Annotated in this window: 27 protein-coding genes and 1 other RNA gene; 11 read left to right on the forward strand and 17 right to left on the reverse strand. The window is 38.8% G+C overall.

Annotated elements, in window-relative coordinates; genetic code table 11:
• Positions 1-6: 6 nt before the first annotated feature.
• Both AC056_RS02640 and AC056_RS02645 read right to left on the reverse strand, forming a co-directional pair.
• Entirely contained in the window at positions 7-1,842 is a 1,836-nt protein-coding gene (locus AC056_RS02640; RefSeq protein WP_213033465.1) for an extracellular solute-binding protein, read from the reverse strand.
• A gap of 15 nt (positions 1,843-1,857) precedes the next feature.
• Complete coding sequence (locus AC056_RS02645; RefSeq protein WP_077162661.1) at positions 1,858-5,073, reverse strand: lytic transglycosylase; 3,216 nt, start codon at positions 5,071-5,073, stop codon at positions 1,858-1,860.
• 232 nt (positions 5,074-5,305) lie between these two features.
• Between AC056_RS02645 and dnaQ the strand changes: the two genes are divergently transcribed.
• From dnaQ to nudC, 3 genes are all read left to right on the forward strand, one after another.
• Positions 5,306-6,685 (forward strand): DNA polymerase III subunit epsilon, encoded by a 1,380-nt coding sequence (gene dnaQ, locus AC056_RS02650; RefSeq protein WP_039250284.1) that lies wholly within the window; start codon positions 5,306-5,308, stop codon positions 6,683-6,685.
• Positions 6,686-6,817: 132 nt separating this feature from the next.
• On the forward strand, positions 6,818-8,461 hold the full coding sequence (locus AC056_RS02655) for a chemotaxis protein (protein ID WP_077162662.1): 1,644 nt from the start codon (positions 6,818-6,820) through the stop codon (positions 8,459-8,461).
• Positions 8,461-9,204 carry an NAD(+) diphosphatase gene (nudC, locus tag AC056_RS02660; RefSeq protein ID WP_077162663.1) on the forward strand — a complete coding sequence of 248 codons (744 nt, stop codon included), beginning with the start codon at positions 8,461-8,463 and terminating at the stop codon, positions 9,202-9,204. The genes AC056_RS02655 and nudC overlap by 1 nt, the downstream gene beginning before the upstream one ends.
• A 26-nt stretch (positions 9,205-9,230) precedes the next feature.
• Here nudC and AC056_RS02665 read toward each other — a convergent pair whose 3' ends face one another.
• From AC056_RS02665 to AC056_RS02675, 3 genes are all read right to left on the reverse strand, one after another.
• A complete protein-coding gene (locus AC056_RS02665; protein ID WP_077162664.1) occupies positions 9,231-10,094 on the reverse strand; it encodes an alpha/beta hydrolase in 864 nt (287 codons plus the stop codon).
• 3 nt (positions 10,095-10,097) lie between these two features.
• Complete coding sequence (locus tag AC056_RS02670; RefSeq protein WP_004702998.1) at positions 10,098-10,808, reverse strand: BON domain-containing protein; 711 nt, start codon at positions 10,806-10,808, stop codon at positions 10,098-10,100.
• Positions 10,809-10,886: 78 nt separating this feature from the next.
• Positions 10,887-11,288 carry a YraN family protein gene (locus tag AC056_RS02675; protein WP_004703001.1) on the reverse strand — a complete coding sequence of 134 codons (402 nt, stop codon included), beginning with the start codon at positions 11,286-11,288 and terminating at the stop codon, positions 10,887-10,889.
• Positions 11,289-11,477: 189 nt separating this feature from the next.
• Between AC056_RS02675 and rsmI the strand changes: the two genes are divergently transcribed.
• Positions 11,478-12,314, forward strand: a complete 837-nt coding sequence (gene rsmI / locus AC056_RS02680; RefSeq protein WP_077162665.1) for a 16S rRNA (cytidine(1402)-2'-O)-methyltransferase — start codon at positions 11,478-11,480, stop codon at positions 12,312-12,314.
• Between the two features lie 93 nt (positions 12,315-12,407).
• Positions 12,408-12,794, forward strand: a complete 387-nt coding sequence (locus tag AC056_RS02685; protein ID WP_077162666.1) for a hemin receptor — start codon at positions 12,408-12,410, stop codon at positions 12,792-12,794.
• 2 nt (positions 12,795-12,796) lie between these two features.
• Here AC056_RS02685 and AC056_RS02690 read toward each other — a convergent pair whose 3' ends face one another.
• Positions 12,797-13,687, reverse strand: a complete 891-nt coding sequence (locus AC056_RS02690) for a LysR family transcriptional regulator ArgP (RefSeq protein ID WP_077162667.1) — start codon at positions 13,685-13,687, stop codon at positions 12,797-12,799.
• A 107-nt stretch (positions 13,688-13,794) separates the two neighbouring features.
• Between AC056_RS02690 and AC056_RS02695 the strand changes: the two genes are divergently transcribed.
• Complete coding sequence (locus AC056_RS02695) at positions 13,795-14,397, forward strand: LysE/ArgO family amino acid transporter (protein WP_077162691.1); 603 nt, start codon at positions 13,795-13,797, stop codon at positions 14,395-14,397.
• Between the two features lie 60 nt (positions 14,398-14,457).
• Here AC056_RS02695 and AC056_RS02700 read toward each other — a convergent pair whose 3' ends face one another.
• Positions 14,458-15,099, reverse strand: a complete 642-nt coding sequence (locus AC056_RS02700; RefSeq protein ID WP_077162668.1) for a cation transporter — start codon at positions 15,097-15,099, stop codon at positions 14,458-14,460.
• Between the two features lie 65 nt (positions 15,100-15,164).
• Here AC056_RS02700 and AC056_RS02705 point away from each other — a divergent pair, with 65 nt between their 5' ends.
• Positions 15,165-15,566, forward strand: coding sequence for a MerR family transcriptional regulator (locus tag AC056_RS02705; protein WP_077162669.1), 402 nt, complete (start codon positions 15,165-15,167; stop codon positions 15,564-15,566).
• Between the two features lie 52 nt (positions 15,567-15,618).
• Here the strand turns inward: AC056_RS02705 and AC056_RS02710 are convergent, their stop codons facing one another.
• The 5 genes from AC056_RS02710 to AC056_RS02730 form a co-directional block, all read right to left on the reverse strand.
• Entirely contained in the window at positions 15,619-15,870 is a 252-nt protein-coding gene (locus tag AC056_RS02710; protein ID WP_004703010.1) for a hypothetical protein, read from the reverse strand.
• A gap of 209 nt (positions 15,871-16,079) precedes the next feature.
• Positions 16,080-17,312, reverse strand: coding sequence for an FAD-dependent monooxygenase (locus tag AC056_RS02715; protein WP_077162670.1), 1,233 nt, complete (start codon positions 17,310-17,312; stop codon positions 16,080-16,082).
• On the reverse strand, positions 17,309-18,517 hold the full coding sequence (gene ubiH, locus AC056_RS02720; RefSeq protein ID WP_077162671.1) for a 2-octaprenyl-6-methoxyphenyl hydroxylase: 1,209 nt from the start codon (positions 18,515-18,517) through the stop codon (positions 17,309-17,311). The genes AC056_RS02715 and ubiH overlap by 4 nt, the downstream gene beginning before the upstream one ends.
• A gap of 30 nt (positions 18,518-18,547) precedes the next feature.
• Entirely contained in the window at positions 18,548-19,870 is a 1,323-nt protein-coding gene (gene pepP / locus AC056_RS02725; RefSeq protein ID WP_077162672.1) for a Xaa-Pro aminopeptidase, read from the reverse strand.
• A gap of 67 nt (positions 19,871-19,937) precedes the next feature.
• The gene (locus AC056_RS02730) at positions 19,938-20,570 is read right to left on the reverse strand and encodes a UPF0149 family protein (protein ID WP_004703017.1); all 633 of its coding nucleotides are present in this window, start codon (positions 20,568-20,570) and stop codon (positions 19,938-19,940) included.
• Between the two features lie 64 nt (positions 20,571-20,634).
• On the opposite strand from AC056_RS02730, the gene AC056_RS02735 reads away from it, so the two are divergent.
• The 3 genes from AC056_RS02735 (at position 20,635) to ssrS (ending at position 21,852) form a co-directional block, all read left to right on the forward strand.
• Positions 20,635-21,195, forward strand: a complete 561-nt coding sequence (locus AC056_RS02735) for a hypothetical protein (protein ID WP_077162673.1) — start codon at positions 20,635-20,637, stop codon at positions 21,193-21,195.
• Positions 21,192-21,476, forward strand: coding sequence for a cell division protein ZapA (locus tag AC056_RS02740; protein ID WP_004703022.1), 285 nt, complete (start codon positions 21,192-21,194; stop codon positions 21,474-21,476). Before AC056_RS02735 ends, AC056_RS02740 begins: the two co-directional genes overlap by 4 nt.
• Positions 21,477-21,668: 192 nt before the next feature.
• Positions 21,669-21,852: non-coding RNA, 6S RNA (ssrS, locus tag AC056_RS02745), on the forward strand.
• Positions 21,853-21,974: 122 nt separating this feature from the next.
• Here the strand turns inward: ssrS and AC056_RS02750 are convergent.
• From AC056_RS02750 to AC056_RS02760, 3 genes are all read right to left on the reverse strand, one after another.
• Positions 21,975-22,295, reverse strand: a complete 321-nt coding sequence (locus AC056_RS02750) for a hypothetical protein (protein ID WP_039250276.1) — start codon at positions 22,293-22,295, stop codon at positions 21,975-21,977.
• A 74-nt stretch (positions 22,296-22,369) separates the two neighbouring features.
• Positions 22,370-22,483 (reverse strand): hypothetical protein, encoded by a 114-nt coding sequence (locus AC056_RS19780; protein ID WP_077162674.1) that lies wholly within the window; start codon positions 22,481-22,483, stop codon positions 22,370-22,372.
• A 107-nt stretch (positions 22,484-22,590) separates the two neighbouring features.
• Complete coding sequence (locus tag AC056_RS02760) at positions 22,591-22,932, reverse strand: hypothetical protein (protein WP_004703025.1); 342 nt, start codon at positions 22,930-22,932, stop codon at positions 22,591-22,593.
• A gap of 236 nt (positions 22,933-23,168) precedes the next feature.
• Between AC056_RS02760 and AC056_RS02765 the strand changes: the two genes are divergently transcribed.
• Entirely contained in the window at positions 23,169-23,753 is a 585-nt protein-coding gene (locus AC056_RS02765; RefSeq protein WP_191000536.1) for a 5-formyltetrahydrofolate cyclo-ligase, read from the forward strand.
• Between the two features lie 117 nt (positions 23,754-23,870).
• On the opposite strand, the gene tpgA is transcribed toward AC056_RS02765, so the two are convergent.
• Both tpgA and AC056_RS02775 read right to left on the reverse strand, forming a co-directional pair.
• Complete coding sequence (gene tpgA / locus AC056_RS02770) at positions 23,871-24,653, reverse strand: trimeric autotransporter adhesin/peptidogylcan-associated protein TpgA (protein ID WP_077162675.1); 783 nt, start codon at positions 24,651-24,653, stop codon at positions 23,871-23,873.
• Between the two features lie 57 nt (positions 24,654-24,710).
• The coding region (locus AC056_RS02775) for a YadA-like family protein (RefSeq protein ID WP_171262116.1) at positions 24,711-26,636 on the reverse strand (1,926 nt) is incomplete at its 5' end.

The following is a 26,636-nucleotide window of genomic DNA, read 5'->3' on the forward strand; positions in this document are numbered from 1 at the left end:
GTGCTTTTATTGTTGATGTAAATATTGGGCAACTTTTTTGGCTTGGTTTGGATTAATCCACCAATACTCTATACCGGCTGAGAGCACGGGTTTCACTTTAGGCTGCTGATACATATTCCAGTATGCATACCAATATTCCCCTTTTCCATAAGTCGGAATTTGGTAATAGCCTGCGTGAAGTAATCGATCAAGAACATGAGTATAGATAATTTGCTGTTCACGGTCTTTAGCAGTGACCAGTTTTGAAATGACTTCATCAATAACCGGATTACGAATACCAGCATAGTTATAGTTGCCATCTTGAATGGCTGCTGCGCTGCCCCAGAACTGAGCCTGTTCATTGCCCGGATTTAAAGATTGCGGCAAATTCATGGTGGTCATGTCAAAGTCATAACGGCGTGTACGTTCTAAATATTGTGGCGCATCGACTTGCCGTAAATTAATATTAATTCCTAATTTTTTTAAATTTCTTACAAATGGCATGAGTGTTCTTTGTTTGCCATCTTGCTGAATAAGAAACTCAATTTGTACAGGCTTGCCTTCAGGCGTATATAACTGTCCTTCTTTAATTTTATAACCGGCCTGAATGAGTAATTGTCTTGCGATTAATAAATTTTGACGGTTAAAACCACTGGCGTCCGAAACTGGATATTTCCAGTCTGCCAAAACAGCTTTTTGCATAATTGGTGAAAGCTTTGGTAAAAGTGGTTTTAATATCGTGAGCTCACTCTTTGAAGGACGACCTGTTGCTGCCAACTCACTATTTTCAAAATAACTTTGTAGTCGTTGATATTGTCCATAAAACAAAGCTTTGTTCTGCCATTCAAAATCATAGGCATAGGTTAAAGCTTGTCTAAAGCGAATATCGTTTAAAGGTTTTCGTCGTGTATTAAACACATAACTTTCAGTTGCAATCGGGTTATGGTGTCTAAATTTATATAGAGTGACTAAACCTGCTTTTACCGCTGGAAACTTGTAATCAGTGAACCATTTTTTAGGATTAGTTTCTTCATGCAAGGTATATTGCCCAGATTTAAAACCTTCGAATGCAATATCCCAATTTCGATAATAAACATATTTTAAATGGTCGAAGTTATAGCGCCCTTTATTAATAGGCAAATCTTTTGCCCAATAATTCGGGTTTCGTTTATAGCTAATACTACGTCCAGCATCAATTTTTTCAACGACATACGGCCCTGAACCTACAATCGGTTGCAAGGTAATACGAGTAAAGTCACGGTTCGTCCAATCTGCTTTTGAGTAAATTGGTAAGCTCGCTACAACAAAAGGCATTTTAGGATTATGACTAGACTTAAAAGTGAATTTAACTTGATGTGGGTTGATCACTTCTGTTTTTGCCAAGTCAGCAAGATACATTTGTAGACCAAAATTAGATTTGGTCTGATATGTATCAAAACTAAATTTTACATCTGCTGCTGTTAAAGGCTGTCCAGTACTAAAACGAGCTTTAGGATTTAAATAGAAAGTAACGGATTGGGTTCTTTCTGGGTCATACGAAACTTTCTCGGCTAAAAGTGGATATAAAACCCCAACTTCATCGAGTGACTGAGTCATTAAAGTATCAAAAAGATAATTTACCCCTTCTGTCGCGTTCCCCTTCCCATTCATGCTATTTAAATTATCAAATGTCCCTTGCGCGGCTTGACTCAACGCTCCACCCTTAGGTGCGTTTGGGTTGGCATAAGGCATAGCAGCGATTGCAAGGTATTTAGGCTTAGAATGAATTGCAATATACGGCGTGGTTTGCTGTGCAGAGAATACAACTTGCGAAAAGACACTGAGCCCGACTAGCAGGCTCAGTTGACAATATAACTTTTGCATAAAGTTCTAATTATTCTATAAATTAGGCACTTTTATGATATCGCCAATACGCAATTGCGTCGACGGTGTTAGGTTATTGAGTTCCGCAAGTAAACTGGTTTCTAGACCATATTTACTTGCAAGACCAATTAAAGTGTCGCCACGTTTAACTTTGTATTCCACTACAGTTTTTGGAATCACAATATTTTGACCGCGCTGTAGACTAGCATTTGCTTTTAATGCATTCATTTCAGCAAGTTCACGAACTGAAATACCTGCACGACTCGCAATCGCATTTAACGACTCGCCAGCTTTAACCGTATATTTTTCAGTATTTTTACCTGCTGCAACAGGTTTAGCAGATGATTTTGCGGTATCAGCTTTCGCTGTTTCTACAGGCACATCACCTGTTAGTTTTAAATGCTGACCAACACGTACAGTGCTGTTACGAGATAAGCCATTTAATGCAGTTAGATAATCTAACTGTAAATGATAACGGCTAGCGATGCTTCGTAAGTTATCACCAGACTTAACGGTGTAAGTATCTGGTGTTTCATCTTTAGCATTTTTAGTAGCAGCCTTGCTCGGTGTTTCAACCTCACCTGTCAATTTTAAACGCTGACCAGCACGAACACCTGCTGTACGTGATAATCCGTTTAAATCGGCCAAATAACTGGTTTGTAAGTTATATTTAGCTGCAATCGCATGTAAGCTATCACCAGACTGCACAACATAGTGTTCTGGAACACTTACACCCGCAGGTACTTTCAAGTTTTGGCCAAGCTGGACATGGCTACTCGCTTTTAAGTTATTCAGTTCTGCAAGTTCAGCTAAGCTAATTTTAGACTTGGTGGCAATGCTTGATAATGTATCACCACGTTGCACTTTATAGCTTTCAGTCTTATACGACGGCCCTGCTGCAAGTTTTTCATACTTGCCAGAAGCTTTGTTGTCATCAGACTCATCAACAGCAACTTCTTTTGCAGGTACATTAATTTTCTGACCAGCCATTAAATTACTACCAGCTGATAACCCTGGTGTTAACTCCGCCAACTCCTGATTAGATAATGCATAACGATCTGCAATTAACTTTAAGTATTCTCCACGTTTAACCGTATAGCTCTTTGTTGCAATACGACGTGTACTTGCCTGAACAGCTTTAGGTTCTGCCTTAGCAGAATTTCGGTTGCCTTTAGCCTCTTTCAAATGCAGCTTCTGACCAACAAATAGACCATCACTTACAGATAAATCGTTATATTCAGCAAGCTGTTTCACAGACAAATTAAATTGATTTGCCACGCCTGTTAAACTGTCATTTGCTTGAACAACGTAAACATCAGGTTTAACTGTTGATTTAGCCGTAGACTCAACCTCTTGTGGTTTAGCATCGTATAAATACAGGCTAGTTCCTACAAACAGCGTCTTTTCTGGATCAATCTGGTTCCACTTGGCAACATCACGCCAGTTGACTCCATTTTTCATTGCAATAATTGCTAATGTATCGCCCGGCTGTACGGTATAGGTACTACGCTTGCCTTTAGGTTGTACAACAACAACATCAGTATCGGTTTTAATGTAAGGCTTATCTTTATTACGCTGCGCTTCTTCAGAATTTGCAACACTTGCATCTTCAGTTAACGTTTTTGGATAAGCAAAGCCCTTACTTAACTCTTTACCTTGCTGTTCAGCAACGGATTGACTTGTCTGAATCGCAGTTAACTTAATTTTGCCATCATAAGGGTCAACAATTTCGGTACCTTGCGGTGCAATTGCCTTTAACTCAGCAACCACTTGGTCTTTTTCAGCTTGAGTGGCCTGTGGCTGTAAAGCTTGCTCAACAGTTTCTTTCTCACCTTCAGCACGAACCGCTGCTAAAATTTTCTCACGCTCAACAGCTGAAATTGGTGGTTCTGTTCTTACTGGCTTAACATTAGTTGCAGGTGTTACTGCAACTGGAATACGAGGTGCACTTGGCACATCAGCTGAGGCCGCAAAAGCAGCTAAAGCATCAGAACCACGAGGTGTTGAGGTTTTTACCGATACAGTACTGCCCGTTGTTCTTGTAGGAGCCGTAGGTCTTACAGGCTGAACTTGAGTCGCTGGTGATGTTTTAACAGTGACTGAGGTTGAAGTCGTTGTAGTTGGCTTAGATGGTGATGTGACATTTGCCCACCAACCTGAACCACCACCAGATTTCATTCCTTTTAATTTATTATCCACTGAAGGGCTAATATCGGCAGGAATTAAAATACGCATTGGGCTTGCAGGGTCTACTGTTTCACCACGATAGCCCGGGTTTAATGCATATAACTCGGCACGGCTAAGACCACTAACCGATGCAATTTCATTTAAAGACAACGGCGCAGACAATGTAACTTCACGGAAGTGCGGTCTGTTCGCAATTGGTGGTAATGAAACCCCGTAAGCACGCGGATTTTTAATAATTTGAGCAACTGCCAAGAAACGAGGAACATAGTTCATGGTTTCTTGTGGAAGTTTTAATGACCAATAATCGGTTGGTAAACCTGCAGCTTGGTTACGGTTAATCGCCTGCTGGATACGACCCGGACCAGCGTTATAAGCTGCTAAAGCCAATTCCCACGAACCGAACTGGTTATATAAGCTACCTAAAAACTCATATGCAGCACGTGTAGACTCAACAACATCACGACGACCATCATACATGCCCGTTTGTTGTAAACCATAAATACGGCCGGTACTTGGAATAAACTGCCATAAACCTGCTGCTGCCGCACTACTTGTTGCAGCAGGGTCATACGAGCTTTCAATTACTGGTAATAACGCAAGTTCAGTTGGAAGACCACGGCGTTCTGCTTCTTTAACAGTATGATATAAATAACGACTTGCGCGAGCACTTAAACGGTCAAGGTAGGGCTGACGTGAAATAAACCAACTACGCTGCGCTTCAATACGCGGATCCCAATGATCGAGATCCATTTTAAAGCCGACAGCCATACGTTTCCAAACGTCACCGTGTTTTAAAATAAGTAGACGGTCACCCTCTACAGCACGCATATCTGTTGCTGAAAGTAAATCTTCTAACGAGTCTAGACTGCTTGCATCAAGATAGCCTGCTCCACTGACCTGTTTTGTTTTCGAGGTTTTTGCAGATTGCGGAGTCGAAGAACAGCCTGCTGTCATACCCAACGCAGCTAAAGCAGAGCTAAGGACTGTAATTTTGAATAATGATGCTGCAGATGGCTGCCACACAAATGTGGTTGGTTTATACATAAAAACTTCCAAACAACTCGCGTAATATTTCTTGGGGTCTGCCCACAAACCCTAGGTCTTCGATGCCATTGTAGTAAAGCATGCAAGATAGACAAGGCAATAATTTAATGTCATTTGCATGGAAATGTTACAAGAAATTAAAAAAAGCTTGCTTTGTAACGATGGAACCGAACTTTTTGCGTATACAATACACCATATTCAGCTCTTTTTCTTTCAGTTTAGGTTTCGATTTATGTCTCAAACAATCACACTGTATGTTGATGGTGCATGTCGTGGCAATCCCGGTTTAGGCGGTTGGGGTGCATATGTCATTACCGAACAGGGTGAACATAAATTATTTGGCGGTGAACCCGATACAACCAATAACCGTATGGAACTTACTGCGGCGATTGAAGGTGTTTCTTTTTGCCCACCCGATGCACAATTAATTATCTGGACCGACTCAAACTATGTAAAGCAAGGTATTACAGAGTGGATTCATGGCTGGAAAAAGAAAAATTGGAAAGATGTTAAAAACCCCGACCTATGGCAAAAACTTGATGCTGTTTGCGCAGGCAGAAATATTGAGTGGAATTGGATTAAAGGCCATGCAGGACATCCTGGCAATGAAATGGCAGACCAACTTGCCAATTTAGGTGCAGATAAGACTGCTCAAGAACTCAAGCAACCACAGCCTGTTGCTGCACCGCAAGATATAAAAAAGCCTGAACAGGACTGGTTGCTAGACGACCCTTTCGGGTTTGATCTGGTTGAACCAACCGATGATGAAGATATCGCTCTTGAACCATCACAAGAAGTTGAGATGATTACTGTAGACGAGCAAGTAAATGAAGTTGAAGCTGTAGAGCAAGAAACTAAGCAGCAAAGTAGCAACATTCATCCGCAGATTGTAGTGACAGAAGCAAAGCTTAAATTGCAAGGCCCTCGTCAGCTCATTCTCGATACTGAAACGACTGGTTTCTATTTCCAAGATGGCGACCGCATTATTGAAGTCGGCGCAATCGAAATGATTAACCGTAAGCTTACGGGTAGTTCAATTCACATTTATATTAACCCTGAAAAACCAGTGGGCGATTCAGAAAACATTCACGGTATCAGTGATGATTTCTTAAAAGATAAACCCCTTTATGCAGATATTGCAGATACTTTATTTGAGTATCTAAAAGGCGCAGAAATTATCGCTCATAACGCGACCTTCGATATGAACTTCTTGGATATGGAGTTTAGACGTGTTGGGTTACCTGCTCTTTCAGAAGTTTGTGAAGTTACCGATACTTTAGCACTTGCAAAAAACAAGCATCCGGGACAGAAAAACTCACTCGATGCCCTAGTCAGACGTTATGAAATTCCAGCTCGTGACCGTACCTTCCATGGTGCATTACTCGATGCTGAAATTCTGTCTGATGTTTACTTGGCTATGACAGGTGGTCAAGTATCGTTTGATATGGATGCACTATCGCAGAGTGAAAAAGATCAGCAAAATACAACAAGAACTAGAGTTCAAATTGATTTACCCGTTATTTACCCTTCAGATGAAGAGTTAAGCACACATGAGACTTGGGTCAAAGAATTTGAGAAAAAACATGGAGAACCTTGCCTTTTTGCAAAATAAATTTTTGATTCTCTAGTGTTTTTTTGGTTTCCCCTTTTGCAAGTTAAGTTATATTAGTCGTATAGATTTTTAGCTCAAAATATTGAGCCATGACGAATATAACAATTGATTTTTTTGCAAAGGGGAATTTTTATGTCTGAGCATAATTCGATTCAATTTGATCCGACAGCGTTGCTTATCATCAAGAATGAAATTGATAACTCAATAAAACTTGTGGAAGGCGCTGTAAGTACATTAATTGAAGAACAGGCTCTCCCTTTTGGTATTGATGATGCATTAGAACAATTTAAACAATGCACTCAGGTATTACGCCTCATTGATATCCCTTATTTGGCAAAGATCACACAGTATTCGACAGAATTAATGCAAAAGATTATGGCTAAGCCAGAGCACATCAATACCGATGAGGTGGTTGCTCTAAGTGAAGGCACGACCATGGTTAAACGCTATATCGAATTTATCTGTTTACGCGAAGTTGAAGTACCACAGTTTCTTTTGGACACTCTAAACAATTTAGAAAAAGCTTTAAACAAGCCATTAACATCATCTGGACAACAGATTTCTGCAAATCTTACAGTAGCTTCAATTGAGTTACCTTTATCCGAGGTCGTTATTAATGAAAAGACTCAGTTTATTCATCAGCTTTATAAGTGGTCTTTGCTTAAATTTTTAAATAAAACTGAAACTACTCAAGATTTCCAAGCATTTAAACTGATTGGTAGTTATTTAGTCAGCATGGCGCATGGCCAACCAAGTGAACAATATTGGCAATTGGTTAATTCTGCCTTTAATCACATTGATGAACTTGTTTTAAATGATGCTCGCTTACGTGTATTGATTAATCTTGAAAATTCTATAAGTCTATTTTTAGCAGCACCTGAAAGCTTTGAAGCAGATTCAAATGCCCTAGCAGATATAATTAGTATTGTGATTGGACAAGAAGATCAACTTGCAAAGCAAATTCGTAAGCAACTGAATATTGGTTATGAATTTCTCACCGATGCTCAGCTTAAAACCTTAAGTCAGCATTTGTATGGTCCAGACTTTGATACCATGGAAACGGTAAGCCAATTGATCTTAAACGAAATGAATAAAGTTCGTAATGATATTGAATACAACTACCAAAACATGTCACCAGAAAAGGCACAGCAATTACAAAACAGCCTTATGCAACTCGCACATACATTTAAATTACTTAATTTAAATGAAGCAGCAGCCGAACTTTCTCATCAAGCAAGCAGCTTAAGTCAAATCAATATATTGAGTAATGAAAATTATGCTCAGCAGCTCATGAAGAGTATTTTGTCAGCGATGAATGCCATTGGTATTTTGGTACGAAATTATTCTTCTAGCCGTCTACAAATTCGTGTAAACAACACCAATATTTCTTTAGATCGTTTGGATGAAGCACATCAAACCTTATTAAATGAGACAAAAAATTTAATCGATTTTGTATGCCAAAGTTTGACTTTATATGCCAACGATCAAACTCAGAATATTGAAGCAATTGCAGGCTCTTTAAAAGAGTTGGCTGGTGCAGCTGAATTTTTAGGCAGTACGGTTCAACAAAATGCTTTGCTTGAAACTGCTAAGTTTGTACAGAATCAAATCGATCAGAACCAACCTTTTAGTCATGATCAAATTCACTGTATTTTTAACGTATTAGCTGGACTAGATATGTTAGTTGACAATTTAAAAAATAAACAGCCTGTTCTACAATCCATGTTTGATGTAGCATTGCTAAGTAGTCAACAACTTCAAAAAAAGGCAGCTTAATGTCTGAATTATCACTTGCTTATATTTTTCATCATCAACAATTATTGGTTGACCAAAACCTTCAATTACCCAAAGTCGAAAAGTTAGCAAGTGATCTGCTTTTCACTCATAACGAACAGGTCATTGCACGTGACCTACTGAGTGAAGAGGCTATACCAGAAGGTCTGCAACTCGTTCCCATACGTCAGCTTATTTCCAACTGGTCAAAAGAGCAATTTTTACAGGCAAGTCGTGCTGTACAATTGCTCGAATGGCGGCGTAACCACAAGTTTTGTAGCCATTGTGGACATGCCACCGAAGTCCACTCCAGTGAATATGCAATGGTGTGCCCTTCTTGTGGGTATCATCAGTACCCTCGTGTCAATCCATGCATTATTACTATCATTACTAAAGGTGATGATGAAGTGTTATTGGCGAAATCAATTCACAATAAAACCAATATGTATGGCTTAATTGCAGGATTTGTCGAAGTTGGCGAAACTCTCGAAGAAGCGGTACAACGTGAAGCTTTAGAAGAAGTGGGTATTAAACTCAAAAATATTCAATATATGTCAAGCCAGCCTTGGCCTTTTCCAAGTAATCTCATGATTGCTTTTAGAGCTGAATATGAGTCAGGCGAGATTTCTTTGCAGGAAGATGAAATTGCCGATGCACAATTCTTTAAATTTGATCAGCTTCCTGAAATTCCATTTAAAGGCAGTATTGCACACGCAATGATTACGCAGATTACTCAAGTAAAGTAATCTGCGCTTTCTAAAACTCAATGGTTTTAAAATACTTCATCAAGAAAATGCAAAATGGTTCGTTTTGTTTTGAAGTAGTGACTTACAAAACTCGATAGGCTGGCCAAAATCGTAATATGGCCAGTTTTAGGGATAATAGCAATATGGCTATGATTCCCCTTCTCTCTAAGAGCTTGATCCATATCTAAAGTATTATGTTGCTTTACGATCTGATCATTTTCAGCCATGAGTAGATAATGCTTAATATTATTTTGATTTACAAAATAATAAGGCATCACTTCTTTATAAGAAATGTCCTGATCAAATGCATCTTCAGCAAGCGGATCGCCTTTATAATCAAAATGATATGGTCCAGCTAATCCAACTATTGCCTTAATTTTCCCTAAACATTCAATTTTAGTAGAATCAGGGTGATAAACAGCAGACATTACATTAAATGCACCTGCCGAATGTCCCATAAGCACAGTATTCTCTGTCGAGATTTCTAATTTTTCCTGATTTTGATGCAAATAATTTAACGCTTGCGTTAAGTCCTCTACATAACTTGGAAAAATATTCTTTGGTGCAAGCTGATAGTTAATGACAGCAACGTCATAACCTTCTTTTGTAAATGCTTCACCAACAAATAAATAGTCTCGTTTATTACCATGTTGCCAAGCACCACCATGTACAAAAACAATGAGTGGTCGATGAGCTAAGCGCTTAGTAGAACGATAAATATCTAGACGATGGCGAGGCTTTAAGCCATAACGCACATTTAAAACCTGCTCGAAACCATCTTTTGGTGTAAAACGGTTTAAGGCAAAGCTCCCCAAATCATAGAGGCGGAACTCTTTATAAAGAGTTCTCGCCTGCTCAATTTTGCTTTGTAATTGTTCAATTAAGTTCATATTTTATTGTGCAGTAGATGATGCTGGATCTGCTTGGTCCGGATCAATTGCAACAGGAGTTTGAACTGTTGGTTGAGCAAGAACATTATTAATTACTGGTGTAGTCGTTGCGTTGCCAGTCGATGCTGCTGGAGCAGGCGCTAAATCAATGTTATCAATAAGCGTCACAATTTTGGTCACGTTACCCACATTTTGAAGCACACTGTTTAAATCATTAATTTCAGCAGTATTTAAACGGCCCATCACGTATAAAACACCATCTTCAGTATGAACGAGTACTTTACTGTCCGATACAACTGGTGCTTTCATTAATAGAGCACGTGTATTTGCAGTTACACCAGCATCTTGCATGATCGTGTTATAGCTTACTTTGTTACCTACCGTAATATAGTTGTGTACGGCTTTCACATCGCTCATCGCTTTAACATTATCTTCTGCTAGCTGTTTCAAGTAAGGGTCTGGCACCTGACCAGTTAACAATACTGTGCTATGAAAGCTTTCGATGTTAATACGAGATTGTTTAAAACGCTGATCAAGCTTATAGAGGTTAATATTCGCTGTACGTTTAATTGAAGAGTCAATGAATACCTGACCTAAGCTACGTACACCACTATCTGTTCCAACTGGAGCTGTACCTGTTCCACCAGAAATAAAACTTGCGCAACCTGACAAACTTGCGACACAAAGCGCTGTTACAGCAATACGTTTCAACACTCCACCAGACTCCTATCAATCTCTTCTTGGCTTGATCATAAACATCGGTTTTAATTTGCTCAAAAGAGTAATGAACTCTTAATCCAAAGTAAATGCATTTTCGATCCATTGCAGATCATAATGGAATTTCGAAAAGTCTTGCTGTACTGTTTTTGCAATTTTCTGTGGAAAATCAAAACAAATCACATCAAAACGACAATAAAAATCCTGATAAGATGGGTAGCGCTGTAAAAACCTCATCGCCGTTTTAATTATTTTTTTCTGTTTGCTCACAGTGACCATTTCACAAGCTTGTCCATAATTGCCCTGTCCACGCGCTTTTACCTCAACAAAAATCAATTCGTTACCGCGTTTTACAATCAGATCAACCTCTCCACGGCGTGAATGATAATTACTGGCGACCCATTCATAATTTTGTTCTTTTAAAATTTTTAATGCCGTTTGTTCAGCCCATTGCCCGAGCTGCTGCGCGACTAACATAATTTTCCCCATTAAAAATGTAAATACTCTCAAAGCTTGCTCTATACATTTTTAATTTTTTTCAATTGAGCAAATCAAAAGCAGATGTCTTAAAAAGTAAAAAAGCCCAATGACATTGTTCACGCCAAAAAGATAATTTCGGGTACACTAACCGATTAAAATTGTTTATCTGTACGGAGTAGAAACCAAATGAGTGCTCAGTTATTTGTTGTAGCCACCCCTATCGGGCACTTAGATGATATGACTTTCCGTGCAATTGATATCTTAAAATCAGTCTCTATTGTGGCTGCCGAAGATACACGCCAATCAGCTCAATTATTTAAGCACTATAATATATCTACTCCACTTACAGCATGCCATGACCACAACGAAAGCAATAAAATTGAACAGTTAGTTCAAAAATTACTTGCTGGTGAAAATATTGCTTTGATTAGCGATGCAGGTACGCCGCTTATTAGTGATCCCGGTTTTAAACTGGTTCGAGCTGCACAAGAACATAGTATCAGAGTTGTACCTGTACCCGGTGCATGTGCTGCAATTGCTGCGTTAAGTGCGGTGGGCTTACCAAGTGACCGTTTTAGTTTTGAAGGCTTCTTACCATCAAAAGCTTCTCAACGTATTACACAACTTGAAAAGCTTAAAAATGAAACTCAAACGTTAATTTTTTATGAAGCACCTCACCGTATTTTAGAATGCGTAAAAAATATGTCTGAAGTATTTGGTGAAAACCGCCCTGTGGGTTTCGCACGTGAAATTACCAAAACTTTTGAAACCATCAAAAAAATGACTTTAAAAGACTTGGTCAGTTTTATTGAAAATGACCACAATCAAGAAAAAGGTGAAATTGTTCTGGTAGTTGGCGGTGCACCAGAAAAGACAGATCTGGAACAAGAAAAACTAGATGAGCTCTTAAAGCGCTTACTTCAAGACTTATCAGTTAAAGCAGCATCTCAACTTGCTGCCGATTTAACAGGTATTAAGAAAAAAGTCGCTTATCAACGTGCACTTGAGCTGACACAATCTTAATTTTTTAACAACACGGTGATGATTAACATCCTATGTCATCACCGTGCATGAATTTTGCATAATAATATTAATCATAAAAACAAGAGCATTGATATGGCTGAACAGCTTGGAAAACTTGGCCCCCATGAAGGGCAAGAACTAGAATTATTATTGTCTGGTAAGAAACCAATTGCTTTATTTTATGACTTATTACCTACTGAATTTGTAAAGCACCTTGAGCAAGGCACTTTAACTATGCTCAGTAAAGATATTGAAACATCTTTACCCGTACCTTTTTCAATTATGCTGATCTATAAAGATGTCTCTTTGGTAGATTTGAATGAACTCGTGTTATGTATTGAAAAATCAATAAAGGAAACTCAACTTGAAGACCGCTTAGCACTAGACCGTAGAATCGGACAACTTTTAGGTTATTCAGCGCAAGACATAGAGTTTTATATTCAACACGTTTCAAATTTTTATGCACGTTCTCGTTCTTGAGTTTACCTCAAGATATGTCTCGCTGATTGAACAATTGTTTCGGTCAGCACATCAAGTTGTTTCGACTGTCTTTTCCAGTGGTGCCAATACAAAGGAATATCAAGTTGAGCCTCAGGCATAATATCAATAAGTGTTCCGTTTTCGAGTAATGGTTGAACTTGAAGCTCTGGCACCATTCCGTAACCTAAACCCAGCTGAATTGCTTTGACGAAAGCATCTGTTGCCGGAATAAAACTATAAGGATAACTCTGCATCGGTAAACCATATCCTTTTAATAAAACTTCCGAATGCATTAAATCTTTATGATTAAAAATAACTGCTGGTGTTTTTCTTAAATTTTCTCGGTTAATTCCACCACTAAACCACTGGTTTACAAATTCGGCCGATGCCAGCATTTTATAGCGCATTTTACCAAGAGGCTGAGCTAAGCAACCCGCCATAACTTGCTCTTCTGCTGTGATACATGCATTAACCTGCCCTGTTTCTAGCAAAGTATGCGTGTGTGATTGATCATCAATTTTTAGCTCTAACACTATTTTTTCTTTAAACAATGTTTGCTGAATAGTTGGTAAAAGCCAAGTTGCTAATGAGTCTGCATTTGAAGCTAAAGCAATTTTATAAAATTCCGATTCAGAAGATTTTCCCGTTAAACCTTGTAAAAGATTTTGCTCCATTAACCTTGTATGACGTAAATGCTGGAGTAAGGTTTGCCCAGCTTGTGTAAGTACACAAGGGCGGCCTCGTATTATTAAAATCTGACCCAAATATTTTTCTAGTGCTTGTACACGTAGTGATACAGCAGAGGGAGTTATAAATAAATGCTCTCCTGCTGCATCAAAACTCCCGACTTCTGCAACTGCGAGAAAAGCGTCACATTGCTTACTATCTAACATATGCAAACCTAAATTATTTTTAGCCAAACCTAAATATTCTTAATTTTACTTATTTCCCAATAAAAAGTCAGATAATTCCCGCATCTGATTTTTTCTACTTAATGGTTATGCTTTCTCTGAGTGTGTTTTTTAAAGGTTTAGGTATTGGTAGCGGCCTAATCGTAGCGATTGGTGCCCAAAACGCTTTTGTTCTAAAGCAAGGACTTAAACAACAATATGTATTTTGGCTATGTTTAATCTGTGCCTTGTCTGACTCAATTTTAATTGCTTGTGGTGTATTAGGTTTTGCCGAAATTATGACTGCATCACCCATCTTAATCTCGGTCGCTAAATATTTAGGGGCAACGTTTTTATTCGTATACGGTGCAAAAGCATTCTATGCAGCGTTTAAAACGAACCAAGGCATGGAACTTGGAGGCAGCCCAAAACAAACTTTAACCCAAGCACTAGTGACCTGCCTTGCCTTTACTTGGTTAAATCCACATGTCTATTTAGATACCATTGTGCTGATGGGTTCGGTTGCAACCCAGCTAGAAGACAAACTTAGTTTTGCTTTAGGCAGTATTCTTGCTTCTTGGATTTTCTTTTTCAGTTTAGGTTATGGTGCAAGATTACTAAAACCGTTATTTACCAATCCAAAAGCTTGGAAAATTTTAGACTTTCTTATTGGTTGCGTTATGTGGAGTATTGCGATTTCTCTTCTCATCTAATGCATTCAACCATTAAAAAGTACCATGGTTGAATGGTACTTTTTATTTATGCAATCAAAATTAAGCTTCTGAACCTAACATCACTTTTGACTGTTTTCTTTCCTGTAATGATTGCTTAATCACAGCATAGCCGGAAGATACACCTAAGTATGCAATCACAAAGGCTACCAATAAATCCGGAAATACGGTGCCTGTTCCAAACACACCTACAGCAGCAAAAATAACAGCAATGTTAGCAATAGAATCATTTCGACTACATAGCCAAACAGAGCGCATATTGGCATCACCATCCCTAAATGCATAAAGCATAAGCGCTACAGAAACATTCGCAATTAAGGCGATTACCCCAATTGTGCCCATGACCATCGGTTCAGTTGAAACGCCATGAAAAAATGACCATACGACTTTTGCAATGACGAAGAACCCAAAAGCTGCCATGGTTAATCCTTTAACCAGTGCTGCGGTTGCGCGCCAGTAAAGGCTCATCGAAAGTACAACTAAAGACAAAGCATAATTTGCTGAATCTCCTGCAAAATCGAGTGCATCTGCCCACAATGAAACAGATTGGGCTTTATAACCGCCTACTATTTCAACCACAAACATGAGTGCATTAATCACAAGTGCAATCCACAACGCCTTTCTAAAACGTGGGCTGACTTTCTTTGTAGGGGAACATGTTGAAGCACATCCACATCCGGCCATTTTATTTCCTCAAAAACTCTTTTATAGTGATTAAAAACCCTTGAGTAGCTCCAGAGTCAAGTCTTATGAGTCTTTCTATTGGCCAATTATCAAAAAAAGCGGATGTTCCTATCGATACTATTCGTTATTACGAAAAAGTAGGTGTGCTGGACCGTATTCAGCGCTCAGAAAATAATTATCGTATTTACACAGATCAAATGCTCGCAGACCTATTATTTATTAAACATTGCCGCGAATTAGATATTTCCCTTAACGACATTAAAACGCTAAAACAGATGAAAGCTCAGCCGAAACAGGCTTGTACGGAAGTTGATAATTTGGTGAATAAATATTTGATCGAAGTATCGGAAAAAATTGAACGACTTTTGCTTTTAAAAGAAACACTCATCGATTTAAAACAGCACTGCTCTACCGACCGCACAGTAGACGAATGCGGTATTTTAAAAGAACTGCAAAATAACCTTTAACTCAATTTAAAAGCCAATAAAAAAGCATCACTCATGTGATGCTTTTTTAATATTAATGGTCGCTATGTTCGTCTGGCGGAACTTCAGTAATTCTCCCACCGCGAGCTAAAAACGCAGCAACCTCATCTTCCAATGCTTGGCGCTGTTTTTGTTTCGCAGTTACGGTAAGCGTTTCTGCTTCTGCAAGATCGGCATCCGTTAAGTTGCCTGCTTCTTCATCAGCCGCGCCGCTCTCAGCCGCTTTGGCTTCATCTTCATCTACAGCAGAATCTTCTGCATCTTCATAATCATTGATATCTGTCATATTTACACTCCCCACAATGATTTGTATTGCATCATCGCTATGGCCTTTGAGACCTCAGAAATTTAGCAATCTCTTTGCATTTAGCAAAGAGCCAAATTGGTCAAATCCGTATCTTTTCTGACCGAATTGGTAATGATATATAAATGATTGTTTAAAAAATATCTACTGATATTTATTTAGACCAGTAGAGCATAAACTTCGTAATTATTTTAACGACTATACAGGGTGTTTTGTAAAGCCCCTAAACCGTTCGCTTGTTGCATAAAACGCTCTTTTAAGAACGAAATTTGTTCAACCTGCTTAAGTCCTGCATTTCGAGCCAAAATAAATGGGAACAACTCAGAACTTTCTAGCCAACCAATCGCAGACATGCTATGCATCATCGCATCGTTTTGTCCTTTACGACGGTGTTCATAACGTCTTAATGTTTGTTCATGCGCCCACACACCACGGCCTAAATCATGCAGTAGCGCATCACAGAGTACAGCGGCATCTAAACAGCCAATATTTACCCCTTGTCCAGCAAGCGGATGGATAACATGAGCGGCATCACCGATTAGGGCTAAACCAGCCTTCACATATTGTTTTGCAGCACGAGCCTTAAGTGGGAACTGTGCTCTTGAACGAACATCGAGCACTTCACCCAACATATGCTGGCTTTGGCGAGTTAGAAGTTGCATGAATTCAACATCACTTAAAGCCGAATATTCATCGGCATAATCATCTGGCAGTGTCCAGACAATTGACTGCCAGTAGCCATTTTCACTTGCATCCAGACTCGCCATTGGCAAATATGCTAAAGGTCCAGTAGGTAAGAAAATTTGACGAGCAACATGCTGATGTGGTTTCGATGTTTTAATTGCACAGCTAATCGCTGCTTGTTTGTAATCCAGTACATCTAGGTCAATAAAAGCTTGCTCACGTACAAATGAGTTTGCACCATCTGCGCCAATAAGCAGTTTAGTTTTAAGTGTAGATCCATCAGCCAATTGGATATGCCAGCACCCTACACCTTGCTCAATGCGCGTAACACGAACTTCAGTACGATAATCGGTTAACTGCTCTAGCATCTTTTGCTGAATGGCAACATTCAATACGCTCGGCTCAACCATAGAACCCAAGGCTTGCTCTGGCATTGGTCTTTGTAGAGACTCGTGACCAAAATTAATTTCACCATAGCCATTTAGATTCCACACCTGCATGCCGGTATAAGGCATTTGACGTGATAAATCATCCCAAACATTCACTGTTTTAAGTAAATGAATGGTCGCTTGGCTAAGTGCTAAAACACGTGGGTTCATCACACTTAATGTTTTTTCAACATCAAGTACAGGAGCAGCATCCAGCACGGTAGGCTGTACACCACCTTGAGCAAGTAATAAAGCAGTTAAGCCACCGACCAGTCCACCACCAACAATAACGACATCTAAGACTTCACTCATGCTTTTAGCCCCATTGCATAGTTCGCTACCAGTGGCTTAACACCTGGAATCACATCAAATGCAATTAATCCCGTATTGCGAATTAATTTTAATAATGGGTTTTGGTTACTAAAACCGCGAACAACAGTATCGCAGAACTTAATTACTCGCTGTTGGTCTGATAAACGGGCTTGTTCATAGGCAAGCAAATTATCTGGGTTACCAATATCATCAGATTTGCTTAACTGGTTTACCAAATAACGTAGCAATACATCTGCATCACGTAGGCATAAATTAAAACCTTGCCCTGCAACTGGATGAATGGTGTGCGCTGCATTGCCCATTAAAATAACGCGCCCAACCGCTTGTTTATGCGCAAGCACTTGTGAAAGCGGATAGCTAAAACGTTTGCCTGTTTTTTCAAATTTCCCTGCTCTGTCACCATAGGTTTGTTGCAAGGCACTTAAAAAATGCTGGTCGTTTTCTTCACCTAACCACTCATCTTCAGTACCCTTTTTAACAGGCCATACCACTGAGCGACGATATTCACCCGGTAACGGCAATAAAGCTAAAGGTCCTAATGCACTAAAACGCTCAAACCCTACCTGCTCATGCGGTTTTGAAGTCTGAACAGTCGTAACGATCGCAACCTGATCATAGTCGTGGACATCAACACCCACACCAATTGCTTGACGACAGAAAGAATCACGCCCATCTGCTGCAATTAATAATTTTGACTCAAGCTTTAAAAGTTCATCACCACGCTGAGCTTCGATATGTACTTGTTCAGCATCTTGAGTTAGAGCAGTGACTTTTACGCCATCAATTAGCTCAATCAAAGGTTGTTGGCGTACTTGAGTTAATAAAACACGACCGAGCCACGCATTCTCAATGACTTGTCCAAAGCTTTCGACTTTTTCTTGTTCTGCAACTAAACGTGCTTTACCAAAACTGCCTTGCTCAGTAATGTGAACTTGCAAAATTGGAGTGGCATGTTGTTGTAATGCATCCCATAACCCTAGCTTCTGATAAATCTGTACGCTACGACGTGATAAAGCCGTATTACGTGCATCGAAACTGGAATGGTAAGGGGCAACATTTTGATCATCATAGTTTGGGTATTTGACGGCTTCTAATAGCTTGACTGCGATATTAGCCTTCGCCAGCATCAGGGAAAGGCTCAAACCCACCATACCCCCACCTACAATAATCACTTGTTGTTGCATCGAATTTGCTCCTTTGGCGAATACGTTTAATTATGCTTTAGCTTGCGCCATTAAATGTTCAATATCTGCAATATCTTTAACTACATCAGCAGTTAAAACTCGTGGGCCTTTTGAGGTTGCGACCACATCATCTTCAATACGAATACCAATACCACGCCATTTTTTATCTACAGTTTCGTCATCTGGTGCAATATATAAACCTGGTTCAACAGTAACAACCATACCTTCTTCATATTGGCGCCAATCGTCATCTTTTTTATAAGAACCGACATCATGTACATCCATACCCAACCAGTGGCCTGTACCATGCATATAAAACTGACGATATGCTTCAGTTTCAATCAGCTCACTCACATCACCTTTGAGCAAACCTAACTCAACTAAGCCTTCAGTTAAAATTTTAACCGCAACCTCATGAGGCTCACGGTACGAATTACCAATACGTACTGCATCAATCGCCGCATATTGAGAGGCCAATACCACCTCATATAATGCTTTTTGTTCTGGACTAAATTTTCCGTTTACTGGAAAAGTACGAGTAATGTCCGATGCATAAAACTCATATTCACATGCAGCATCAATTAAAACCAAATCACCGTCTTTAAGAGGCTGGTTATTTTCAACATAGTGCAAAATACAAGCATTGGCACCGCCACCGACAATACTGTTGTAAGAAGGCACACAGCCATTTTGCCCAAATATATAATTGAGTTCGGCTTCAAGTGCATATTCCATCATGCCGGGGCGAACAGTTTGCATTGCACGAGTATGTGCCTTAGCACTAATTTTTGAGGCTATTTGCATTAGCTCAATTTCTTGCGGTGACTTGATTAAACGCATTTCATCAATAATGCGGTCAAGTTGAACCAACTGAGCTGGAGCAGCTTCATGACGATGCTCAGCATTCGCTTTTTTAATCCATTGGCTTACTCTGGCGTCAAATGCAGCATTGTGCCCAATTCGATAATAAAGGTGTTCTTTGTTTAATAATTTTTCAATAATTTCTTCATCAAGCAGATCAATTGCATAAGCTTCATCTGCCTCATACTCTTCAATTGCGCCATCAATTCCCGCACGGTAACCATTCCAGATTTCCATCTCACGGTTACGTTCACGACAAAACAAGCTATAGCTATAGTCAGTAACATCATCAAAGGTTTCTATAACAGCTACTGCCTCAGGCTCTGCAAAACCAGTCAAATAGAAAAAACTACTATCGGCACGGAATTTATAATCCGCATCACGATTACGGTACATTTCCTCACGCGTTGCAATAATCGCAATGCTGTTTGGACCCATTTTTTCTGCTAGACGATTTCTGCGATGTTGAAAATCAGCTTGAGGCAATTTCATAATGATCTACTTGATTTAGAATTTTAAAGTCAAAAAATTAAACACAGCCAATAACACATCGCCTCAATTAACTTGGGCGATGTGGTGTAAACATTTCTACAATATTTTGATCTGTAGTGCCTACAGCAGAAGTTTTACTTTTTGCATAAAAGTTTTTCAATAATGAACTTTCAGCAACTGTTACTTTCTTTCTGCCAATAGATAAACTCACAGGAATAAGGCGTACAAACTCGTACAATTCTTCGTAACTGCTTTCGCCTTCTTCGTCGTTATCAGAGTCTTCAAACTCTACTGCTGCGACATCTTGCAAATGTTCAATTAATTCGCGCTCATCAGCACGGACATGACCCGATGCCAAACCAAAGCCAAGAACAACACCCGCACACCAGTCTGATAATGCTTGTACGCGATCTTGTAGGGTGTGTTCATCATCTGGAAGCATTGGCAAATAGTCCAATTCATCTTCCGATAAAGCATGCGCTACATCTTCTGTTTCATCAGTTAAAAGCGCTAAAGCTTCTTCATTTAAATCAGGTACATTAAGAGTTGTTAAAATTTGTGTCCATTCTTCACGCGTTGGCGCTTCTGTCACACAAACAATACCTGTTAGTAAACCATGTAACTCACTAGGGCTTGAAATTTCTTCAATTCCTTCAAAATGAGCGTTCCATTCTGTCCAGCCTGAAATATCGTCTTGCATTCGTTTATCCAATCTCTATACTTCGTATATATTACCTTTGATTGCAATTCTGTGCGACCTCGTTATGTTAGAACAATTACAGCGGCTACAAGCGCATATTGGCGTTTTAAAAACACGCTTACATCATCTAGAGAGTGAAAATTCTACTCTCTCGGAAGCTAAAGAACTGGCTGAAACAGAGCATCACGCACAAGTTGTGCAAAAAAATAGCATCATTACTAAAAAACAAGAGGAAATTGAGACATTAACTGAGCAATTGACTCAGTTACAAGGCCAATTTCAACAATTGAATCAAGATGCTAATACACTTGCTGAACGTTATAGCCGTCTAGAAAAAAGTACCACTGATTTAAAAAATCGTTTTCAAGAAATTTTGGCAGAGCGTAATGAGTTACGTGTAACCAAAGAAAAACTTCAGTCACATCAACGACAGACTCAACAAGAGTTGCATGATTTACAGCAAGATCGTGACCGTTTGTTACAAAAAAATGAACTTGCCAAAGCCAAAGTTGAAGCGATTATTCAACGTTTAGCAATTTTAGGTACAGCTCAAGATCAAAATGCACAAGAAATTCAGCAACTTGCTCACCCAAATGTTGAAACTGGCGAGGAGACGCAATCATGAGTGAACAAGTCATGGTAGAGCTTCGGCTTATTGAGCAAACTTTTAGACTTGCGACTACTTCTGATAAAAGAGAAGAACTTGAGCGTGCAGCTGAACTTCTCAATGAGAAATTTAACGAAATGCGTCGCAGTGCTCCCCGTGTTGAGCACAACAAACTGGTCATTATGGTTGCCCTACAGCTCACCCAAGAAGTATTAAGCTTGAATAAATCTTTGCAAGAATATACACACTGTGAACGTCTACTACAGGCGATTTTGGAAGATGTTGAACAAACTGTTTAATTAACATCTTTCAACAAAAATGCCTTGCGCTATAAGTTAATAGAGCAAGGCATTTTTTTATTGAAGTTATCTCGTGTATCTCATGATTACTATATGTACTTTTAGTGTACAAAGCTTCATCAAATGAAGACTAACTTTACAGATCAATAAACTCAGACGATTGCTAACTGAATAAGATCGTTTATAATTAAGCTATCTCTGGGATGTTCGCCAGCGGGTCTATTCCCCTGCCGATACTTAAACTTATGGATTGCGTTCTGTATATTTAGAGTGTATGCCTACCTTCGAGTAGGAAACCCAGCAAGTGTACGTCGCGTCCACCTTGAACTCATCGGGTTCAGGGTAACGACACATGCAGCGGCATCTTCGGAGTATTTATTTTCTAGCAAATCAGTATAAATATAATTTTTATTTCAAATTAAAGTCTCTATACAGACCTGTCAGTCTAGTATTCATTTATTAGTTAAACTTAAAAATTAGTGAATTATCATTTATTAATTATTGTGCATTTCTTTTCAAACATTCTTGATACCAACCTGTTTGAAAATCTTCGATAGCTTTCCGTTTAAAAAAACTCGTTTTGAATACTTTTGCAGCATAAGCTGAGTTAATTAAGTCTTGATAAAACTGCTTTGCTTTTTGATCTGTAAGACTATCAGCAATTTGTTGCAATTCCTGCGCTGGTACTTTTTTCTGTCGAGCTTCCATTACGTTGTAAGCAACTTTTTTCACGATATTACAAATATCTGGATCATCTGTATTCTCATTAGCATAGCAACCCGTTGCAATAAAACTTATTAATAATATTTTAAATTTCATAACCCTACCTTGTATTAATTATTCAACTTCCATTTAAGATAACCAATAGATAAAAACGATTTTTCTTTAAATGTTCATGCAGGATTGATGACATAAAAGTAAATCATCATGACCCCTAACAAGATAGAAGCAAGTATTAAATAGGTACCAATCGTATTAAAACTCTGCAAAAGTTTTATGATTTGCATTTCAAGTCCAATGAAAAATTTAAATAATGAACATCAATAAATTTAGCATATCTAAATAATGCCAATCAATTCACAATTATCAATTTTTACGTGACACTATACAATTTTTAATTATCGCATTTTATTCCTAAACTTCCTTTATAGTAATCCGTTGCACTTTTCAAATCTGAAAGTAGTTTCTCTTCAGTATAGGGCTTTGGTGAAATTTTGATTAAGGCGGGCATGTACTGTTTTTTGTACAGATCAGGATAGTCGTGACATAAAATTTTCACCTTAACTTCCTGTGGTGTTTTAGGATTATCCAATTGATCTAAATACTCACCAATTTTTCGGTCAGATTCTTCAAATTGAGCTTTATAGTCAACTTGAGGAGCTTCTGAGTCTGCCTGTTTGGTACAGGCACTCAGTAAAGCAGTACACATCATCATCGTTAAAATTTTTAACTTCATAGCCTTCACGGTTTCATATTCATCTTTAAATATACTTATCCTGATTACATGTAAATAAATACTGTAGATACGTAAAAAAGCTAAAAAACTTATATAGATGCCTTTTCTAGAGAAAAGTAATTTTTATGTTATCGATTAAACTATATTGTTTTTTATAGTACTTAAATTTCGGTTAAACTATAGAAAAATAGGTATAATTTTGGACGACTGATTTCAAATCTTTATTAGATTTATACATGAACGAACTAAGTTTTATTAGAAAAAATTTAAGATCTAAAAGACGTTCTTTAACCCAATTTGAGCAAAAACAGGCTCAACTTAACGTTTTACATTACCTAAATAGACTTCCTATTTTTCACTCCTCAAAAAAAATTGGCTTATATCTACATGCTTTCGGTGAAATTCATACCGACCTTCTTATCAAATTATGTTTTAAAAAGAATAAACAAGTCTATTTACCAATGATCTGCTCAATGAATCAACGTTTAGTATGGGTAAAGATCAATAAAAACCAATATTTAAGTCGACGTTTTTCTCATCATCCACTCGGTATGAAAGAACCTATGGCAACGCGAGGAAAACATGTCTCAGAGCTTGATTTACTGCTTATGCCGCTTTTAGCTTGTGATCACTACGGGACACGTATTGGTATGGGAGGTGGTTATTATGATCGTACATTGGCAAGTGCTAATCATAAACCTTACCGTTTAGGGCTGGCTCATCAATTTCAATTTATTGAACATACTTTAGAACGTCAAAGCTGGGATCAGCCCTTAGATGGTTTACTCACACCACAGCACTTTTATTATTTTAAAAGATGATTTTTATATAAAATTTATAAAACTTAATAACTTTAAATATATCCTTTTAATTTGTTAATCCCTTAAAACGAAAAAAGTAACCATCCTAGGGATGATTACTTTTTCGTGACAGGCTGTTTACCAGCTTATATTAACACGTCTATTCGGCGCTAAACATTGAATAAGTTGAGAATTGTGACCACCTGAACATTGCTGATATAAATCAGTCTGGCTATTCGCTTGTATTTGAATACGGTTTGGGTCTATCCCTTGTTTTACAAGTAATTTGGCAACTGTATTCGCTCGTTTAGATGATAACTCTTGGTTATAACTAAATTTACCTAATGGATCTGCGAATCCAGAAACAATAATAGGTGTTGTTGATGGGATTTGCTTAATCTGATCGACAACGTTGTCTATATTGTTTAGACCTTGCTGTATTGCACTAGCATCAGATCGATCAAAAGCAAATAAAACACTCGCTGTACGTCCATTAACCGCAGTACTACTTGCAGGAGGCTGATTATTTTCACCCCAAGCCATCAATCCTTCACATGCTTCACCTTTCCAAGATAAACGTTCAGCCAAATGTTTTTTATTAAAATCAATGCGTAACTGACAACGTTGGTATTGATTACTATTTGGTACACGTATATCTAGTACATAGTTCCAGACTTTTACTGCAAAAAGTCCTTCACTAAATTGTGGATTGCCGAGTAAAGCTCGAATCTGGTCTTTATTCAGCCCTAAATCTAAACGCGCAACGTCATCATACTCATAACGTTTTACTTGCTTAAGATAGCTATCTGATACTTTAGGAAACGTGACATTTTTTTGAGATACTGCTTCTTCTTGTGCATAACTAACCATTGCTAGGCCAGAAAGAACAGCAATAAATAACGCTTTAACTGTATTTTTCATATTTTTACTCTCGAAATGGAGAATGAGGAAGGACTATGCCTTCCTCGCCTAGCGAAATTAGTCAATTACACCACTAATACCGATACGAACACTTGGATCACCTTGAGAAGCTGCAGCTACACCACCAGTTAGTGACCAACGTCCATTATCAGCAGTTTTACGTAAAGTCACACCGACAGCATTCTCACCACCATGATAAGCAGCGCCAACAGCATAAGTGTATTTACCAGCTACAAATGGTGCATTTTCTAATGCCATCGCAGCGGCAATACCTGCATTCGCTCTTTTCTCAACATCGTCAATACGTTGGTTTGTCGCATAGAATGCTTGTTCAAGCTTGTTACTTACATTATCAATTTTGGTATTTAATGTTTGGTCCGCTTGATTCAATGCACCTATCGCATCACCAACATTGTTGTAAGATTTATCACCTACGTTATATGTTGGATTTGAGAAGCTTTGGGTAATATTGTCATAACCTGCTCCACCACCTAAGTAGTTTACAAGTGCTTGATTTGTGGTATTAAGTTGAGAGCCATTTACTGCATCTTTTGAAGTCGCCGTAACGGCTCCCGCTTTAACACCAGTTACCGTACGGTCACCTGCTGTTCCAGCAACATTAACTTGTGTACCACCCGTGTCTTTACCAACAGTAATCGCTGCATCTTTATCCGCTTGTTGAACTAGACCGGTTTTACCATTGTTAATGTTATTTTGAAGGTTCGAGATATCACCTGTATTTTTGTCAACCTGTTGTTGAACACTCCACAACTGACCTCCATTTACAGCATCTTTAGAACCTTCTGCTATAGTACCGTTTGCTACATTTTTAATGGTTGTACCATTAGTACCACCAGCTAAAGTAATAGAGTCTTTGTTAACTGATCCATCACTATTTTTATCGTATTGCACAGCACTATTAGCAAGAGCACCAACGTTATTGTTTATGCTACTTATTGCGCTATCTAGTTGTCCTTTGTTTACGGCATCTGTAGAAGAAACACCTGCTGCTACATTACTTATCGTTTTGTTACCAGCACTAATTCCAGAAGTAGTGATACTCGGACCGCCAGCAATAATTAAGCCTGTTGATCCTAACTGGACGTTATCACCAACTTTTACGCCAGTCGTATCGATAACCGTATTACCAGTCGTGACACTATCAACCTTCAGGTTTTTGTTTAGTGCAACTTTAATATTGCCTTCGTTGTCCGTCTCACTAGTTTGAGCAACAGTTAAGTTATCATCACCAGTAAAGTTCACTTTACCATTTGGCTTGATGTTTTTAGCAGTCGCACCATCACCATTAGCTGAAACTGTCCAGCCTGCATTTGCTGCATTACCTGCATCAGTGACTGCTTTATCAAGTGCTGTTAAAGCATCACCGACATTATTTGCGCTTGTACCTGCAACAGTATAAGTCGGGTTAGAAATCGAACCATCTGTATTAGCTTTAGCACCACCGCCAAAGATACTTGCAGTTGTATTTGTAACCTGTGTTACACGATTATCTACATGATCAAGCTGGCCTTTGTTTACTGCATCGGTGGCATTGGTGCCTGCTGCTACGTTACTGATGGTGTTCCCAGCAGCATCAATACCGGTCTTGGTCACACTTGGTCCACCAGCGATGGTTAAACCATTGCTATCCAGCTTGCTGTCACCTGTGGTCACGCTGTCCAGATCCAGATCACGATTCAGTCCATACTGAATTGTATTGCCGGTCTTGGTCACTTTCAGGTTGGTTTCACCTGCAACCGTACCAATATCAACCGTATCGCCAGCTTTTACTGCAGCCGCATTTGACCCATTGCTTTGTAAAGTCCAGCCTTTGTCTAATGCCGTGATCGCATCACCTACGTTATTGACGTTGTTGCCATTCACGGTATAGGTTGGCGAGCTGACTGCACCTGTAGTGCTGTCATAGCTTGCACCACCACCCAGATTGTTGGCTGTGCTGTTGCCCAAGGCATCAGTCTTGTT

The sequence above is a fragment of the Acinetobacter genomosp. 33YU genome (genome assembly GCF_001990725.1).
Lineage (GTDB): Bacteria > Pseudomonadota > Gammaproteobacteria > Pseudomonadales > Moraxellaceae > Acinetobacter > Acinetobacter seifertii.